Origin of the sequence: Shewanella xiamenensis (assembly GCF_024971755.1) — a bacterium.
GTDB lineage: Bacteria > Pseudomonadota > Gammaproteobacteria > Enterobacterales > Shewanellaceae > Shewanella > Shewanella xiamenensis.
This window is the reverse complement of the sequence record NZ_CP079718.1, coordinates 1,949,419-1,965,570: the sequence shown is the minus strand read 5'-3', so window position 1 is coordinate 1,965,570 and position 16,152 is coordinate 1,949,419. Positions and strand designations below refer to the sequence as shown.

The 16,152-nt window shown below is 47.6% G+C and carries 14 protein-coding genes; 13 read left to right on the top strand and 1 reads right to left on the bottom strand.

What is annotated here, in order from left to right; genetic code table 11:
- Positions 1–3: 3 nt before the first annotated feature.
- Positions 4–1,314, bottom strand: a complete 1,311-nt coding sequence (gene fadI / locus KXJ80_RS09890; RefSeq protein ID WP_218738859.1) for an acetyl-CoA C-acyltransferase FadI — start codon at positions 1,312–1,314, stop codon at positions 4–6.
- A gap of 272 nt (positions 1,315–1,586) precedes the next feature.
- Here fadI and KXJ80_RS09885 point away from each other — a divergent pair, with 272 nt between their 5' ends.
- The 13 genes from KXJ80_RS09885 (at position 1,587) to KXJ80_RS09825 (ending at position 16,152) form a co-directional block, all read left to right on the top strand.
- Entirely contained in the window at positions 1,587–2,543 is a 957-nt protein-coding gene (locus KXJ80_RS09885; protein ID WP_037420187.1) for an AAA family ATPase, read from the top strand.
- 95 nt (positions 2,544–2,638) lie between these two features.
- Positions 2,639–3,622 carry a DUF58 domain-containing protein gene (locus KXJ80_RS09880; protein WP_218738860.1) on the top strand — a complete coding sequence of 328 codons (984 nt, stop codon included), beginning with the start codon at positions 2,639–2,641 and terminating at the stop codon, positions 3,620–3,622.
- Between the two features lie 60 nt (positions 3,623–3,682).
- Positions 3,683–4,276: a DUF4381 domain-containing protein gene (locus KXJ80_RS09875; protein ID WP_218738861.1), complete on the top strand. Its 594-nt coding sequence runs from the start codon at positions 3,683–3,685 to the stop codon at positions 4,274–4,276.
- Positions 4,270–5,286, top strand: coding sequence for a vWA domain-containing protein (locus KXJ80_RS09870; protein ID WP_037420196.1), 1,017 nt, complete (start codon positions 4,270–4,272; stop codon positions 5,284–5,286). Before KXJ80_RS09875 ends, KXJ80_RS09870 begins: the two co-directional genes overlap by 7 nt.
- Positions 5,286–7,349 carry a vWA domain-containing protein gene (locus KXJ80_RS09865; protein ID WP_218738862.1) on the top strand — a complete coding sequence of 688 codons (2,064 nt, stop codon included), beginning with the start codon at positions 5,286–5,288 and terminating at the stop codon, positions 7,347–7,349. Before KXJ80_RS09870 ends, KXJ80_RS09865 begins: the two co-directional genes overlap by 1 nt.
- Positions 7,343–9,004: a BatD family protein gene (locus KXJ80_RS09860; RefSeq protein WP_218738863.1), complete on the top strand. Its 1,662-nt coding sequence runs from the start codon at positions 7,343–7,345 to the stop codon at positions 9,002–9,004. The genes KXJ80_RS09865 and KXJ80_RS09860 overlap by 7 nt, the downstream gene beginning before the upstream one ends.
- Positions 9,005–9,084: 80 nt before the next feature.
- Entirely contained in the window at positions 9,085–9,648 is a 564-nt protein-coding gene (locus KXJ80_RS09855) for a sigma-70 family RNA polymerase sigma factor (protein WP_088586930.1), read from the top strand.
- Entirely contained in the window at positions 9,641–10,345 is a 705-nt protein-coding gene (locus KXJ80_RS09850) for a DUF3379 domain-containing protein (protein WP_037420207.1), read from the top strand. Before KXJ80_RS09855 ends, KXJ80_RS09850 begins: the two co-directional genes overlap by 8 nt.
- A gap of 158 nt (positions 10,346–10,503) precedes the next feature.
- A complete protein-coding gene (putP, locus tag KXJ80_RS09845) occupies positions 10,504–11,955 on the top strand; it encodes a sodium/proline symporter PutP (protein WP_037420210.1) in 1,452 nt (483 codons plus the stop codon).
- Positions 11,956–12,294: 339 nt separating this feature from the next.
- Complete coding sequence (locus KXJ80_RS09840) at positions 12,295–13,590, top strand: OmpP1/FadL family transporter (RefSeq protein WP_037420213.1); 1,296 nt, start codon at positions 12,295–12,297, stop codon at positions 13,588–13,590.
- A gap of 100 nt (positions 13,591–13,690) precedes the next feature.
- Positions 13,691–14,077, top strand: coding sequence for a VOC family protein (locus tag KXJ80_RS09835; protein WP_037428235.1), 387 nt, complete (start codon positions 13,691–13,693; stop codon positions 14,075–14,077).
- A 158-nt stretch (positions 14,078–14,235) separates the two neighbouring features.
- Positions 14,236–14,952, top strand: a complete 717-nt coding sequence (locus KXJ80_RS09830; RefSeq protein WP_037420219.1) for an SIMPL domain-containing protein — start codon at positions 14,236–14,238, stop codon at positions 14,950–14,952.
- A 186-nt stretch (positions 14,953–15,138) separates the two neighbouring features.
- Entirely contained in the window at positions 15,139–16,152 is a 1,014-nt protein-coding gene (locus KXJ80_RS09825; RefSeq protein WP_099458386.1) for an efflux RND transporter periplasmic adaptor subunit, read from the top strand.

Genomic DNA, 16,152 nt, shown 5'->3' with positions numbered 1-16,152 from the left:
CCATTACTCCACTTCCACAATCATTGCAGCACCAAGACCACCCGCAGCACAAGCAGTTGCCAGACCCGTTCCGCCGCCACGTCGTTTAAGTTCACGACAAACCTGAGTGATTAAACGCGTACCTGTAGCCGCAAATGGATGGCCATAGGCTAAAGAACCACCGAGCACGTTAAATTTGCTCATATCGATGTCGCCAATGGCGCGGTTGCGGCCAAGTTTTTCTTCGGCAAATTTTTTGGAGGCAAACATCTGCATATTGGCGAGGGTTTGCGCTGCAAAAGCTTCATGCATTTCGATGAGGGTTAAATCCTCTAATTCCATGCCGGCGCGCTTTAATGCCAATGGCGTTGCATAGGATGGGCCCATTAGCATGTCTTGCCATACATCAATGGCGGTAAATGCGTAGCTCTTAATATAACCAATTGGTTGATAACCTAAGGCTTTAGCACGCCCTTCACTCATCAAAATGATCGCCGAGGCGCCATCGGTCAGCGGCGTACTGTTCGCTGCAGTCACACTGCCATGCTTTTTATCGAAAGCGGGACGCAGTTTGGCATAAGAGGCTAAATCGGAGTTTTCACGAATATTGTTATCGCGCTCGATAAACTGTTTGTAGGGTGGGACATGGGCCACCATCACTTCATCACGCAGATGTCCCGAAGCCCAGGTTTCATTCGCTAAGGTGTGAGAGCGATGCGCCAGCGCGTCTTGGTCGGCGCGGCTGATGTTGTAAGTCTTGGCCATTTGCTCCGCGGTTTGTCCCATGGACAAACCCGTTGAATACTCGGCAACGGCAGGTGGCACAGGCAATAAATCTTTAATGCCTAAACGGCGGAAAATCTGTAGTTTTTGGCCAAAAGTGCGGGCTTTGTTTAGATCAACTAAGGCATGGGCGAGCTTTTTAGACACACCAATAGGTAATACAGAAGAAGAGTCGGCACCGCCGGCAATCCCGATGTCGATATTGCCGGTCATGATTGACTCAGCCACATTCACCGCCGATTGAAAACTGGTCGCACAGGCACGGGTCACGCTATAGGCATCGGTAGACACATCCATACACGTTCCTAATACGATTTCACGGGCAATATTCGGTGCCGCAGGCATTTGTACCACCTGACCATACACGAGTTGCTCAATCAATTTAGGATCCAGTTCGCTACGAACAAGCAGTTCGTTAACCACCATTTTCCCCATATCGAGCGCCGATACTCCGTGGAATGCGGTCGCCTGTTTCGCAAATGGCGTTCTTAAGCCCGCCACAATAGCGATACGCTCACCCTTTGCATTAGTTACCTGTTGTCTATCACTCATTTGTCACCCTCTTTATGTGCGCTATCGCTGAGAGATTTCAGGCGGCGCTATCGATTTCCATGTTTGCCCTGCTGTTTGGCACCAAAAAAGCCTAATAACAGGTCTGACCATTAAAGTGTGATCTGATTCTAACTTCTTGTCAGCAAGTTTTAAACACCTGTTTGTTTTTTTAACACTAGCCAAACCCTTAGGGAATTCTTTACCATATTCGTTGTCTTAAGCCCACACACGTATTTTCAATTGATATTTTCAACCTAAAAACGAGTAGCATCATGCCTTTGAGTCGCTTCCATGCATTACGCACTTACCTAAATAAGGTTGTTTTAGGGCAGCCAGTACTGACCGAAAATCTGCTCATTGCCCTCATCGCCAATGGCCATTTATTAGTAGAAGGTCCACCAGGACTTGCCAAAACCCGCGCGGTTAAAGCCCTTTGCGACGGAGTTGAAGGCGATTTTCACCGGATCCAATTTACCCCCGACTTGCTGCCTGCCGACTTAACAGGAACGGATATCTATCGCTCCCAAACCGGTACCTTTGAATTTGAAGCTGGTCCGATTTTCCATAACCTGATCCTCGCCGATGAAATCAACCGTGCCCCCGCTAAGGTGCAGTCGGCGTTATTAGAGGCTATGGCCGAAGGTCAAGTGACTGTGGGGAAAAATAGTTATAAATTGCCACCGTTATTTTTAGTGATGGCAACGCAAAACCCCTTGGAAAACGAAGGCACTTATCCGCTGCCTGAAGCTCAACTCGACCGTTTTTTAATGCACCTGAATTTGGATTACCCAAGTGGCGACACTGAGATCGAAATCTTGCGTCAATCCCGTAAGGAAGCACTCACCCACGAGTTGCCAACCACAGAGCCGATTGCTCAAGCGGATATTTTTGCCGCCCGTGATGAAGCAATGGAAATCTATCTAGCTGAGCCGCTAGAGAAATACATAGTCGAAATTATTATGGCAACCCGCCAACCCGCGCGTTACAGCGACGAACTGGCCAAATGGTTAGAGTACGGTGTGAGTCCTCGTGCGACGATTTCGCTTGAACGCTGCGCCCGCGCCAGAGCCTGGTTACACGAGCGCGATTTTGTCTCTCCCGAGGATATTCAAGCTGTTGCGCCCAATGTATTAAGGCACAGACTGCTGCTGAGCTATCAAGCGCAGGCCGAAGGGGTCAGCCGCGACCAAGTGATTAACCATATTTTGACTCAAGTCGCCGTGCCTTAGACCTGAACGCCATAAAACAGTCCCATAGCTATGTGTTCAGGTGGCGAACAAACTAACGTTAAGTTAAATAAATGGCTTTAAATGAGTGACTTTGAATGAATAACAGTGCGCTAAACGCATCCCTACATAATGATGCTGCACAACATGGCTTACCTCTTAATGGTTTGCCCTTGTTTGCCGACGGGTTGCATTTAACCGAGAAGGAACTGCTCGCCTGCCAGACCATAGCTCGGGCGATCCCAGAGCGTCACAGCCGAGCACGTGCCAATCTGGCAGGTCATCGCAGCAGTCTAATCAAAGGCCGCGGGATGGAATTTGCCGAAGTGCGCCATTATCAGCAAGGTGATGATGTCCGCACCATAGATTGGCGCGTCACAGCCCGCACTGGGCAAACCCACACCAAACTCTTTATCGAAGAGCGCGAGCGCCCTATTCTGCTGCTGCTCGATTTAAGCCAGAGTCTGTATTTTGGCTCGAGTTTGCTGTTACAGTCGGTTCAAGCGGGGCATCTGGCTACCACGCTTGGCTGGAACGCAATTAACCACGGCGACCGACTCGGCGCCTTAATCGCCTGCGAATCGGAGCACCTTGAATTAAAACCCCGCAGTCGCCGCCAAGGGATATTGCAGCTCATCTCAGGCCTGCGCCGAGTGCACGAGCAGCAACTCAATCAGCTCGGCAGTCATCCGCGCGATCCTGATCATATCCTGCGCGCCTGCCAGCGGTTGCAACGCATCGCTAAACCGGGCTCATTAATTTGGATCATCACCGATGGCAGCCATTTTACGCCGCAATGTATCGCGCCGCTGACAGAACTCAAACGCCACTGTGATATTGGCGCGTATTTGATAACAGACCCTTTGAGGCAAGGTAACCTGAATTTGCCTAAACAGTTCAGTTTACCCGTCCGAGATGGGGAGCAAGACTTAGTGTTGACTCGCCATAGCTATCAGGCGTGGCTTGCGCTGCAACACCAGCAACAGAATGACTTTATTACCATGATGCAAAAGCTTAGGGTACACACCCAATTTATCGATGCAGGCTTACCGCTTGCAGAGCAATTAGCATTGCTGCAGTAACCACATGGCAGAGAAGCAATTCAGTTGACAATGAACAGAAAGAATAAGTGAGTCCAAAGCGTGAACCCACAAACTTTACCGCCAGCCTCGGATAAGGCTGTAACGCCAAATCCCATGTTGGCGGATTTGCAGGATATTATTCTCCCCGATCCTATTGGTGCTTGGCCATGGGCCGTAGGCTATTGGTTAGTACTAGCTATCCTGCTAGTGTTAATCATCAGCGCGATCCTTTGGCTTAAAAAACGCGCCGCTTACTTCGCGCCGAAAAAAGCCGCCCAAGATTTGTTTGCAGTACTTGACCCCAATTCAAGCCAGTACGCCTCGGAAGTCAATCAGCTATTAAAACGAACTGCACTGAGTTACTTACCAAGGGAAGAAATAGCGAAACTCGATGGCCCCGCTTGGGCAACTTGGTTAGATAGCCATTTGCCCGCAAAACAGCGCGGCCGCATTGGCCCCTTATTGGAAAAGCGCCATCAGGCTAAACCACTAAGCGCCGACGAGGCCCGTGAGTTACAGGCCCTCGCCCGCAGCTGGTTTGCCTCAAAAGCCAAATTAAGCGCACCGATAATGCACGCGGCTACAAACCCAATCCCAGCTACGTCAGCAGCATTAACACCGGCGCCAGCAAAGCCTGCGGAGGAGCAATGTTAACTTTTGCCTGGCCTTTTGCATTGATTTTACTGCCTTTACCTTTTATTTTTTGGCGTCGCCAATCAGTACATGCCGAAGGTGCGCGCCTGCAACTGCCCGGTATTAGTCAAACGGGCAAGGCAAACTTAGCCACTCAAAACCGTCAAAGCCGTAAACGCTATTGGTTAATGTGGAGCTTGTTAGTGCTTGCTATCGCCCGTCCACAATGGCTTGGCGATCCAATTGAGCTCCCTAGCCAAGGTCGCGATCTCATGCTGGCGGTGGATTTATCCGGCAGTATGCAGATTGAAGATATGGTGATCGACGGCAAAGTGGTCGACCGTTTTACCCTCATCCAACACGTGGTCAGTGAGTTTATTGAACGCCGCAAAGGCGATCGCATCGGTTTGATTTTATTTGCCGATCACGCCTATTTACAGGCACCACTGACTCAAGATAGACGTTCCGTTGCCCAGTTTTTAAAAGAGGCGCAGATTGGCCTCGTTGGTAAACAAACGGCGATAGGCGAATCAATTGCACTCGCGGTAAAACGTTTCGATAAAATGGATGAGAGTAACAGAGTATTGATTTTATTGACTGACGGTTCAAACAACGCCGGCAATATCGATCCTGAGCAAGCGGCCCAAATTGCCGCCAATCGTAAAGTGACGATTTATACCGTTGGCGTGGGTGCCGATGTCATGGAAAGACGCACCCTCTTTGGTCGTGAGCGCGTCAATCCGTCAATGGATTTGGATGAAAACCAACTGCAGCAGATTGCCGATGTCACCCACGGCCGCTATTTCCGCGCCCGCAATAGTCAGGAGTTAGAGCAGATTTATCAAGAAATCGATAAACTTGAACCCGTTAGCCGCGATCAACTCAGTTATCGCCCTCAAGCGGAGCTATTTTACTGGCCGCTCGCATTAGCACTTCTCACCAGTCTCTGGATTGCACTAGCGCAGTTACCGTTTTTTACTCGCGCTAAAACCCTTGTTTTATCAGCCACACCGCGGGGGAATGTCCGTTAATGAGCCTGCATTTTATTCGTCCTGAATGGTTACTCGCCCTGTTGCCGTTAGGGATTATTTTATGGGCGCTTTGGCGCCAGCATGCAACTAACAGTGCGTGGAATCGTTATATTGCGCCACATTTGGCAAAAATATTAGTCACAGAAGGTGCGCAAAAGTCCCGCAGGCCGCTGTATATCTTGGCCTTTTCTTGGTTTATCGCCGTGTTAGCGTTAGCGGGACCCGCCCTCAATAAACAATCTTTACCCGTCTTCGCCGCGGAGCAAGGACGAGTGCTGGTGATGGATATGTCCGTCTCCATGTTTGCCACCGATTTGGCACCTAACCGTTTAACCCAAGCCAAGTTTAGGGCGACGGATTTATTACGCGGCCTAAAAGAAGGGGAAACCGGGCTCATCGCCTTCGCCGGCGATGCCTTTACCATAAGCCCCTTAACCCGCGATACCGGCACACTACTCAATTTATTACCCACCTTAAGCCCTGAGATTATGCCCGTGTTAGGGTCAAACTTAGCCGCCGCATTAACTCAAGCCAAAAACCTGCTGGCACAGGGTGGACATCTTCGTGGCGATATTATTGTGATGACGGATGGCATCACGCCTAAACAATTCGATGAGGCCAACTCAACCTTATCAGGCAGCCAATATCGCCTCGCGATTATAGGATTTGGTAGCCCCCAAGGCGCACCAATTCGCTTACCCGATGGTCAACTACAACGAGATAGCAGTAATGAGGTTGTCGTCGCGAAAACCGACTTTGGCTTGCTGCAAAAATTAGCCGATAACCATAATGGCACTATGATCCCCAATCGCGCCGATGGTGAGGATCTTGTCCAACTTCAACATTGGTTAAGCGATAGTGGTGATGCCAAAGCCACGGATCTCGATGGTGAAACATGGCAGGATCTCGGCCCTTACCTCGCCTTATTCTTACTCATTCCTGCCCTGCTGAGCTTTAAGCAAGGTATACTCGCCAACGGGCTGTTGATGGGATTAGCTGGTTTATTATTCGGCGCATTGCCGCAAAACGCCCACGCCAGCGCCTGGGACTCGCTCTGGCACACTCAAGAGCAGCAAGCGATGCAGGCTTACCAAGCCGAGGACTATGCCAATGCCGCTCAAAAATTCGAGACGCCCCAATGGCAAGGCGCTGCACAATATAAGGCAGGCAATTTCGAACAAGCGCTAAAAACCTTTGAGCAAGATAATTCAGCTAATGGGCTTTACAATCAAGGCAACGCGCTGATGCAAATGGGCAAACCCGATAAAGCTAAAGAACGGTACCAAGCTGCGCTCGACAAGCAACCCGATTTCCCACAGGCCAAGGCCAACCTTGAGTTAGCGGAAAAACTGCTGGATCAGCAACAATCCCAGCAAAATGCTGACAACCAAGATCAGCAGTCTCAGGGCGACCAAAACCAACAGGGACAGAACCAAAACGATCAGCAGCAAGGACAAAACCAGCAGCAAGATCAGCAATCCTCGCAAAACGACCAAGCTCAAGAGCAGTCTCAAGAGCAACAGTCCCAACAGCAAAATAATGCCGACCAAGCGGACGAAAAACCGTCGCAGGATCAAGACACTTCATCCGAGCAGCAGGATAATGCTGAGCCAGGCGCGCAGGATAAACAGCAAGATGCTGATAAAGCACAACGAGATCAGCAAGAAGCTAAAAATGAACAACAGCAGGCACAGCAAGAAGCCAATCAGCAAAATAGCGCCGATAACAATGCTGAAGATAATGCAGAAGAGCAAGCCAGCAACGAAGCCCAAATGCAGGCAAAGGTCGCAGATGATAAGTCCAACACTGAGCAAGAACAACAAGCCCTAGCGCAAAAAGCGGATAAAGAGAAACAGTCGCAGGCAGATAAAGACACTGAAACCGCCATCAGTGAAACACTAGAAGCCCCTCCCAGTAACAGTGAACCTTTGCCCGCTGAGATGCAGCGAGCCCTGCGAGGCGTGAGTGAAGATCCGCAGGTGTTGCTGCGAAACAAGATGCAACTCGAATATCAAAAACGCCGTCAAAATGGCCAAATATCAAGGGATAACGAACAGTGGTAATCAGACAATTTTTTATCCTCCTCATTCTTTGCATCGGGGTTATCAATCCCGCCTTTGCCCTGAGCAAACTCGAGGCGTCGGTCGATCGCAATCCAGTAATGGAGGGAGAGTACTTTGTGCTCAATGTCAGTGCCGACGATGAGGTCGACACAGGTAAACTCGACACCTCCATCTTGCTAAAGGATTTTATTGTGGGCCGCACCAGCGTGAGCCGCAGCACTCAGATCATGAACTTTGACGCGGTTAAAGAAACACGCTGGCAAGTGCTGCTAGCGCCAAAGCAAAAGGGTCAACTGACCATTCCATCCTTTAGTATTGATGGCGTCAGCTCCGCCGAAATTCCCCTCAAAGTAGTCGAAGCCGGTGCGCAACCTGAGCAGGCTAAGAATCTGTTTATCGATGCTAAGGTATCGAGTGATGAGGCCTACGTCGGCCAGCTTATCACCTATAAAGTGAAGCTCTACCTTGCGGTCGAACTGCAACGCGGTGTGCTTAATGCTCCCGTTATCGAAGGCGCGCAGATTAAGCAAATTGGCGAAGATAAAGACGGCTCGGAGATCATCGATGGCCGTCGTTACCGCGTCATTGAGCGCACCTATGGCATCATTCCCGATTTGCCCGGCCAAGTGAACATTAAAGGCGCCACCTTTTCTGGTGATGTATTAGTAGAATCACAACGCCGCGGTGGCATGTTTGGCTTTAATGAAAGCCGTCCTATGCAAGCAGGTGCGCCGTCCTTAAGCATTCAAGTAAATCCGGCCCCAGCAAGCTTCCAGGGGCAATGGCTTGTAGCCGACTTGGTAGTATTAAAAGAGAGTTTTCCTGAGGATGTAAAAGAGTTTACTGTTGGTAGTCCCATTACCCGCACAATCACCTTGTTGGCATCCAATGCCGATGAGAATAGTCTACCGGATATTGTGCAAGGGCTGCCGCCAGAGCTCAAATCCTATCCCGAAAAACCCCAGCGCCAGAGCTTTGTGCGTGACGCGCAGATAGTGTCCCAATACAGTATTACCTCAGCGATTGTGCCCAGTAAAGCAGGCACTTTTACCTTACCTGAAGTGAAAGTACCTTGGTGGAATCCACATCTTAAACGCCAAGAAATCGCGACCCTGCCCGCTCGCACTATTGAAGTAAAAGGTGGCGCCGTGGTCGATACGCCCATCGAACCCAACTGGCAAGCAAATACCAGCACCCGCAATGAAGGTAGTTGGAGCGCCAATCTGTTTGCCCTGCTATGGCTAGTAACATTGATTGCATGGGGCGTGACCTTGGTTGCTTGGCGCCGTGCACTTAAGCGCCAAACACCTGTTAACACTCAGGTTCAACCTCAACCACTCGTCCTTGGCAATGGTCTTAAAGGCTTGGAGCAGGCCTGCGCTAAAGGTCATGTCAGCGATATTTTGCAGCAATTACAGCAATACTTTAGTGAGCAGGCCGCTCGCCCTATGACGCTCGATAAAATTGCCGCACAATCGAATGAATTAGCAGAGGCTATTCGCCAATTACAAGCATTGGCCTACGACGGAAAAGCAAATAGCGGTACACAACTGGCTGACGCGGTAAAAGCATTGTTAAGCGCGGTAAAAAGCGGCAATCTAAAAACCATGGTGCAGCCATCTACGCCATTACGGCCGCTAAATCCAAACGGCTAATCCTAAACAGCGCGACGGCTTACTCGAATAAATAAGGTGTAATATTTTGAATCGTAAAATAAAAAGAAAAAATCAAAAAAATGTTTACTAACTGGCGAAAGAAATCCGTTGAGCCTGCGGTCTCTTCTGACATGCTGAGTAAACAACGACGATATAACAGCCTAGTCAAGGCGCTGCACGCCGATATTTTCCGTTATGCCTTTTGGTTGTGCGGTGATAAGTCGGTTGCTGAAGATATAACCCAAGAAACCTTCTTGCGTGCGTGGCGCTCTTTAGATTCCCTTCAGGATGATAAAGCGGCGAAGGCTTGGCTGATCACGATTTTAAGACGTGAAAATGCCCGTCGATTCGAGCGCAAACAATTTGATTACGCCGATGTCGAGCAAGACAGCTTAGAAGATCACATAGCCTCCAGCACTGAAGAGCAAACCGAGCAGTACTGGTTGAGAAGGCAAATCGCTAAGTTGGATATCGAATATCGAGAGCCATTACTACTGCAATTGATTGGTGGTTTTAGTGGGGATGAAATCGCCGAACTGTTGGAACTGAATCGTAACACAGTAATGACGCGCTTATTTCGGGCGAGGAACCAATTGAAAGAATTACTTGAGAAAACAGAGGTAAGAGGTCAATCCAATGGATGAGCTTAAATTTAGACGTCAAGCTTATGAAGATCCTCATAATCAAGACCCAGAGTTTCTTGAGCAAATGCGTGCCAAACCTGAGCATCAGGCCCTGGTTTCTGAGCTTAAACGCTTCGATGCAAAACTCAACCAAGCCTTAAAAGTGGAAGTACCGGAAGACTTAGCCGATAAACTCATCCTACGCCAACAACTACAACAACACCACAAACAGCGACGTCAAACGGGCTTTTTAGTGGCGATGGCTGCCTCCATCGCCTTTATCGTGGGCATCAGTTTTAGCCTGCTACGTTTAGGTCCAGTGGATTTAGCTGAGCATGCATTAGCCCATGTCTACCATGAAGGAGTGGCGTTGCAGGTTGATCAGAATGTCAATTTCAGCCAAGTGAATGCGCAGCTTGCCTCGATGAAAAACCTTCAAAATGCAAAATTTATCGAACAACCAGGCAAAGTTTACTACACCTCTTACTGTGATTTTCAAGGTGTTAAGAGTCTGCATTTAGTTTTACAAGCAGAAAAAGGCAAAGTCACACTGTTTATTGTGCCGATTGAAAAACGTATGGTACTGGATAACACCTTTGCCGATGGCAAATATAAAGGAATGGGATTTGAAACCCGCGATGCTTATATTTTGCTTGTGGGTGAGGATCAAGCAGACCTTAGCTTTGTAAAAGACGAAATCAACAACACCTTTATCTAACCAACTAATATATAAACCTTTCTTAAATCCACCTCCGATATTTTTTCACGTTCGGAGGTCGGATTTCGATCACATCTCCATCTACTAATGGGCTCTTGCTCAAACATCTGGTAGCATGCTTGCCACTTTAAATAATAACAAGATGGGATAAAAACAATATGACGATTGAAACCCCAATTTTAATCACATTTGTTGGCTATTTAGTATTGATGATGGGCATCGGATTTTGGGCTTACCGTGCTACCGATACTGTGGATGATTATATTTTAGGTGGCCGCAAAATGGGCCCCGCCGTAACCGCACTCAGCGTTGGCGCCTCCGATATGTCAGGTTGGTTACTGTTAGGCTTACCCGGCGCGGTATATTTAGGTGGTTTAGGTGAAGCGTGGATTGGCATTGGCTTAGTGATAGGTGCTTGGCTGAACTGGTTATTTGTAGCCAAACGCTTACGCATTTATACCCAATTAGCAGATAACGCCCTCACCCTACCCGACTTTTTCGAGAAACGGTTTCACGATAAACAGGGGTATCTCAAGCTGGTTTCCGCGATCACGATTCTAGTGTTTTTTACCTTTTACGCTTCCTCAGGTATGGTGGGCGGTGCCATTCTATTTGAAAAGGTCTTTGGCTTAGATTACAACGTAGCCTTGGTAATAGGCTCAGCAATTATCGTAGGTTATACCTTTATTGGCGGTTTTTTTGCCGTGAGTTGGACCGACTTCTTTCAGGGCTGTTTGATGTTAATTGCCCTGCTGATCATCCCGTTTGCGGTATTTTCTCATCCCGAGAGTCATGCAGGCATTGAATCTATCGATCCTGCCATGCTGGCATTAATCAGCGATAAAACTACCGTGATTGGTTTGTTATCACTCTTGGCTTGGGGACTAGGTTATTTTGGTCAGCCACATATTTTGTCGCGCTTTATGGCGATCGGTAGTGCCGATGCGCTGCCTGTGTCACGCCGTATTGCTATGAGCTGGATGATTTTATCCCTGCTCGGAGCCCTAGCGACAGGCTTGGCGGGATCATTGTATTTTGCCAATGAACCACTCGCAAATGCCGAAACTGTCTTCATTCACTTAGCTCAGGCGGCATTTAATCCTTGGATAGGAGGTTTACTGATTGCGGCCATTTTATCGGCCATTATGAGTACCATAGATTCTCAATTATTGGTGTGCTCGAGTGTGATTACCGAAGACTTTTACCGCAAATGGTTACGCCCTAAAGCAGATGACCGTGAACTTATGATGGTTGGTCGCATGGGCGTACTTGCAATTGCAGTGATTGCCGGTGTTATCGCCTTGAATCCTGAAAGTAGTGTATTAAACCTGGTGAGTTATGCGTGGGCGGGATTTGGTGCGGCCTTCGGCCCAGTTGTGCTTTTGTCGCTGTTTTGGAAGCACTATAGCCGTAATGGCGCTATCGCAACGATTATCGTCGGTGCGTTAACCGTGGTGTTTTGGAAGCAACTTTCTGGCGGTATTTTTGACTTATATGAAATTTTGCCCGGATTTATGTTTGCCATTATCGCCGGTATAATTGTGAGTAAACTCACTCAACCAAGCGATGAAATCACCGCCGAATTTGAGCAATTTAAGTCAGCGTTATAACCGCCGAATATCGCTTCTTCTTGTAAAAAGCGTACAAGTGTACGCTTTTTACAATTTGTATAATTTTATTAACCTTCGCCTCATTACAAAGTATTAACCTCAATTAAAACCACCTCACCAATTAAAAGTCATAGATACCAAGCATCTGGCCAGACCATTCGTTCAAGCTAAAGTACAACCTAGTTTTAATTAACTGAAATTTAACAAATTTCAAATCTGGTCGGACTTGTTGAGATTACACACAATCCCTAACATGCCGAAGACTATAAAAGGATTTGCGCGTTGTTCTGGTAACTAGGACCGAACAAAATCCAATATCAAAATAATGAGAGAATAATAATGAAATCATTCAACAAGACGTTGCTTGCTGTTGCTGTTGCATTGGCGAGCTCACAGACTTTCGCTTCGGGTTTCCAATTAAACAGTCAATCGGCCACTGGTATGGGTCGTGCTTTTGCAGGTGATGCTGTTATTGCTGACAACGCTTCCGTGTTATCGCGTAACCCCGCAGCGATGGCATTATTTGATAAAGATGCGATCTCTTTCGGCTTAACCTATGCCGATATTACTGTTGACGTTAAAGACGTTAACTTTGCCGGTGGCGCCTATGACTTAGGCAGCATCGATGATGCGGGTAGCTCTAAAGTTATCCCAAACATTTTCTATATCCACCCAATCGACGATAAATTCGCCGTAGGTTTTGCGGCATTCTCTAACTTCGGCACAGGTACCGATGCCAGCTCACTTTCGAAGAGTTTGCCAGCAGGCTCACCAGCACCTTATGACCTACTTGGTGAAACAGAAGTAACCACGGTCAACTTTAACGCCAGCGTGTCTTACCGCATCAACGATATGTTCAGCATCGGTGCGGGTGTAGATGCCGTCTATGGTGAAGGTCGTTTAACCCGTAATATGGGCACCACGCCTCTGGTTGACGTAGACGCAGACGGCTGGGCATTTGGTGGTATCGTGGGTGCCACTGTTGAGTTAGATAAAGATAACCGTTTCGGTATCAGCTACCGTTTCAGCCCAACAGTCAATGTTGAAGGGGATATCAGCACCATCACCTCAACAACAATACCTGGCGTGGGTACGGTTCCTGTTACGACCAGTTTTGATAGTTTAGATGTACCGCTAGCAGATATTTTCCAAGTTGCGGGCTTCCATCAGATTACACCTAAGTTTGCACTGCACTATACCGCGCAATACAGTAAGTGGGGCAACTTTGATCAAATCACAGCTAAAGACGGTACAGCAACAATTGCAGCTGTAGGCGCCACTAAAAGCGTAGGTGATATCGCCCTTAAAGAATACCAATGGAAAGATTCATGGTTATTCAGCTTAGGTGGTACTTACACCATCAACGAACAATTCACCGTTCGTGCGGGTTATATGCATGACCAAGGCGTTGTAGACGAGATTAGTTCGATTTCATTCCCAGACTCTGACCGTAACTGGTACACAGCAGGTATGAGCTACCACATCAATCCACAAAACACCCTTGACTTTGGTATTGCCTTTATTAAGGGTGAAGAAGTTCACCTGATTGAAAACAGCGCAATCACAGGCCCTGTGAACGCAGTAACAGAATCAAGCGGTATGTACTACTCAGTACAGTACAGCTACCAGTTCTAAGCTGTTTCGAACACAAAAAAGCCGCATTTTTGCGGCTTTTTTGTATCTTGCGTATTTATTGCCTAAAGTTAATCCATATTCCTCTCACTCTATAACCCTTATGGCAAAAGTCATTGGACTTGGTGGTATTTTCTTCAAAAGTACCGATCCCGTTGCCTTAGCAACCTGGTATAAAACTCACCTTGAGATCCCTATTGAAAACTGGGGAGGCGCGGCGTTCTATCATAGTGATAAATCCATCCCGAGTTACCATGTATGGACACCGTTTGACGATAACACGACCTATTTTGCCCCCACTAATAAAAGCTTTATGGTGAACTTTATCGTGGACGATCTTGAGCAAGCCCTACTTCAAGTCACGCAGGGTGGCGGCGAGCAAATCGGCGATATTGAAGACTCTGAATTCGGCCGTTTCGGCTGGTTTATTGACCCCGATGGTAATAAAGTCGAATTGTGGCAACCTAGTGCAATCCCACCCATGAGCTAACAGGTTAACTTACAAGCCACTTTTACAACAGCATGACTCTAATCCTGAATAACACCTGAGCATTTAGTATAAAGTTGAATGTGTTAGGCATTTGCCTATGCACAAAGCTAGCTAATTGAAGTAAGGTATCTGAAGGAATTCTATCAAGAGAGTCTGTTATGCAACGCAATTATCTACTTCCCGCCATCGTGCTCGGTGGTTTTTTATGTGCAGGCATGGTTTATGTTGGACAAAGCGCCAGCTCAGCGCTACTAGAAATGAAAGCACTAGAACGTACAGTCACCGTAAAAGGTCTTGCAGAAAAAGAAGTCAAAGCCAACATCGCTATCTGGCCGATTAACTTTACTGAGGTCGACAACAACCTCCCTAAGCTTTATGAAACTGTTCAGCAAAAAACCGACAGAGTCGTCGCCTTCCTTAAAGAAAGTGGATTTAGCGACAGTGAGATTACAGTGTCATTGCCATCCATCGAAGACCGTCAGGCCCAAGGCTATGTTGACCCCAATGTCAGGTATCGTTACTCGGCTAAGATTAATCTCTCTGTCTATACCTCACAAATTGATCTCATGCTAAGCACCCGTAAGCAAATGATAAACTTAGTTAAAGAAGGCATTGCTATCGCCAGCCAAGACTATGAAAACCGCACTGAGTTTTTATTTACGGCGCTCAATGATGTCAAACCGACCATGGTGCAGGAAGCAACGCAAAATGCGCGGGAAGTGGCCGAAAAGTTTGCTAAGGACTCACAATCGCGTCTGGGTAAGATTAAGAGTGCCAGCCAAGGCCAGTTCACGATTTCCGATCGTGACAGCAGCACGCCTTATATAAAACAAATTCGCATTGTTTCTACGCTGACCTATTATTTAAACGACTGATATTTAAGCCGCTCTGATTGCGGCTTAAAAATGATGACGATGGCGATTGATGTAAGGGAAAACGCATTCGCCTTTCCCCTATATTAGTGAAACCGATTACATTAAATTTTCCTAATAAATATTGATTGCCTATTGAAACCAACTCCATTAGAATTTACTCATGAATTACTTTTGGGATGATTTGTTATGGCTGCAATATCACGAACTCTGTTCACATTATTAGCATTTTCTACCTTCACGACGCAGGCATCTTCTTTAGAAACCTTGGAAGTGATGAGCAAACCCTACGCGAATTGGGTGACTTTAGATGCCAATATTGAGGCGGTAAAAGCTGCCACGGTGTCAGCGCAAACCTCAGGGCGTATCGTCAAACTCAACTACGATGTCAATGATGTGGTACCAGAAGGCGCAGCCTTACTCGAGATAACTAGTAAAGAACAAGGCGCTGAACTCGCAAGCTATGAAGCCGATCTCGCCAAAGCCACCGCACTAAATGTGGAGGCGCAGGCACAATATAAACGCTACAAAGAACTCTTTCCCCAAGGCGCGATTTCAAAAGGCGCTATGGATGAAGCAACCGCCAATGCTAAAGCTGCCGAACAAGCCGTGAGTGCGGCTAAGGCGCGGGTTATCAAGGCGACTGAGTCACTCAAATATACTGTGGTATCGGCCCCATTTAGCGGGATTGTTACCGAGCGTTTAGTCGAATTAGGTGAAACCGTGATTGTCGGTCAGCCGCTACTCTCTGGATTTTCACCAAGCCAAATGCGCGCCATCACCCAAGTGCCACAACGCTATATTCAACAGCTAAAAAGCGCCCCTGAATTTTTAGTACGCTTAAATGATGGTCGTGAAATCCTCTCTAAGGACCTCACCATCTTTAGCTTTGCCGATCCCGTGAGCCATAGCTATCAAGTGCGGATTAACCTGCCAAAGGATGAACCTAACCTGCAACCCGGAACTTGGGCCAAGGCGCTGTTTAAAAATGGCGAGCGAGAAAAAATCCAGCTACCGACCTCAGCGCTAATCACCATGAACGAACTCAGCAGTGTGTACCTGAAAAAAGGCGAGCAATTTGTGCTCACTCAGGTACGAGTATCAGAACCTGTCAATGGTGAAGTGGAAATACTCGCAGGACTTAAATCCGGAGATATTGTCGCCATGGATGCTTACCAAGTGTTGCTTGAGCAAAAGCAATAA

Excerpts from the sequence above, each read along its gene's own strand:
- fadI (WP_218738859.1), bottom strand. The coding sequence starts at position 1,314 with ATGAGTGATAGACAACAGGTAACTAATGCAAAGGGTGAGCGTATCGCT.
- KXJ80_RS09885 (WP_037420187.1), top strand. The coding sequence starts at position 1,587 with ATGCCTTTGAGTCGCTTCCATGCATTACGCACTTACCTAAATAAGGTT.
- KXJ80_RS09880 (WP_218738860.1), top strand. The coding sequence starts at position 2,639 with ATGAATAACAGTGCGCTAAACGCATCCCTACATAATGATGCTGCACAA.
- KXJ80_RS09870 (WP_037420196.1), top strand. The coding sequence starts at position 4,270 with ATGTTAACTTTTGCCTGGCCTTTTGCATTGATTTTACTGCCTTTACCT.
- KXJ80_RS09865 (WP_218738862.1), top strand. The coding sequence starts at position 5,286 with ATGAGCCTGCATTTTATTCGTCCTGAATGGTTACTCGCCCTGTTGCCG.
- KXJ80_RS09855 (WP_088586930.1), top strand. The coding sequence starts at position 9,085 with ATGTTTACTAACTGGCGAAAGAAATCCGTTGAGCCTGCGGTCTCTTCT.
- KXJ80_RS09850 (WP_037420207.1), top strand. The coding sequence starts at position 9,641 with ATGGATGAGCTTAAATTTAGACGTCAAGCTTATGAAGATCCTCATAAT.
- putP (WP_037420210.1), top strand. The coding sequence starts at position 10,504 with ATGACGATTGAAACCCCAATTTTAATCACATTTGTTGGCTATTTAGTA.
- KXJ80_RS09840 (WP_037420213.1), top strand. The coding sequence starts at position 12,295 with ATGAAATCATTCAACAAGACGTTGCTTGCTGTTGCTGTTGCATTGGCG.
- KXJ80_RS09835 (WP_037428235.1), top strand. The coding sequence starts at position 13,691 with ATGGCAAAAGTCATTGGACTTGGTGGTATTTTCTTCAAAAGTACCGAT.
- KXJ80_RS09830 (WP_037420219.1), top strand. The coding sequence starts at position 14,236 with ATGCAACGCAATTATCTACTTCCCGCCATCGTGCTCGGTGGTTTTTTA.
- KXJ80_RS09825 (WP_099458386.1), top strand. The coding sequence starts at position 15,139 with ATGGCTGCAATATCACGAACTCTGTTCACATTATTAGCATTTTCTACC.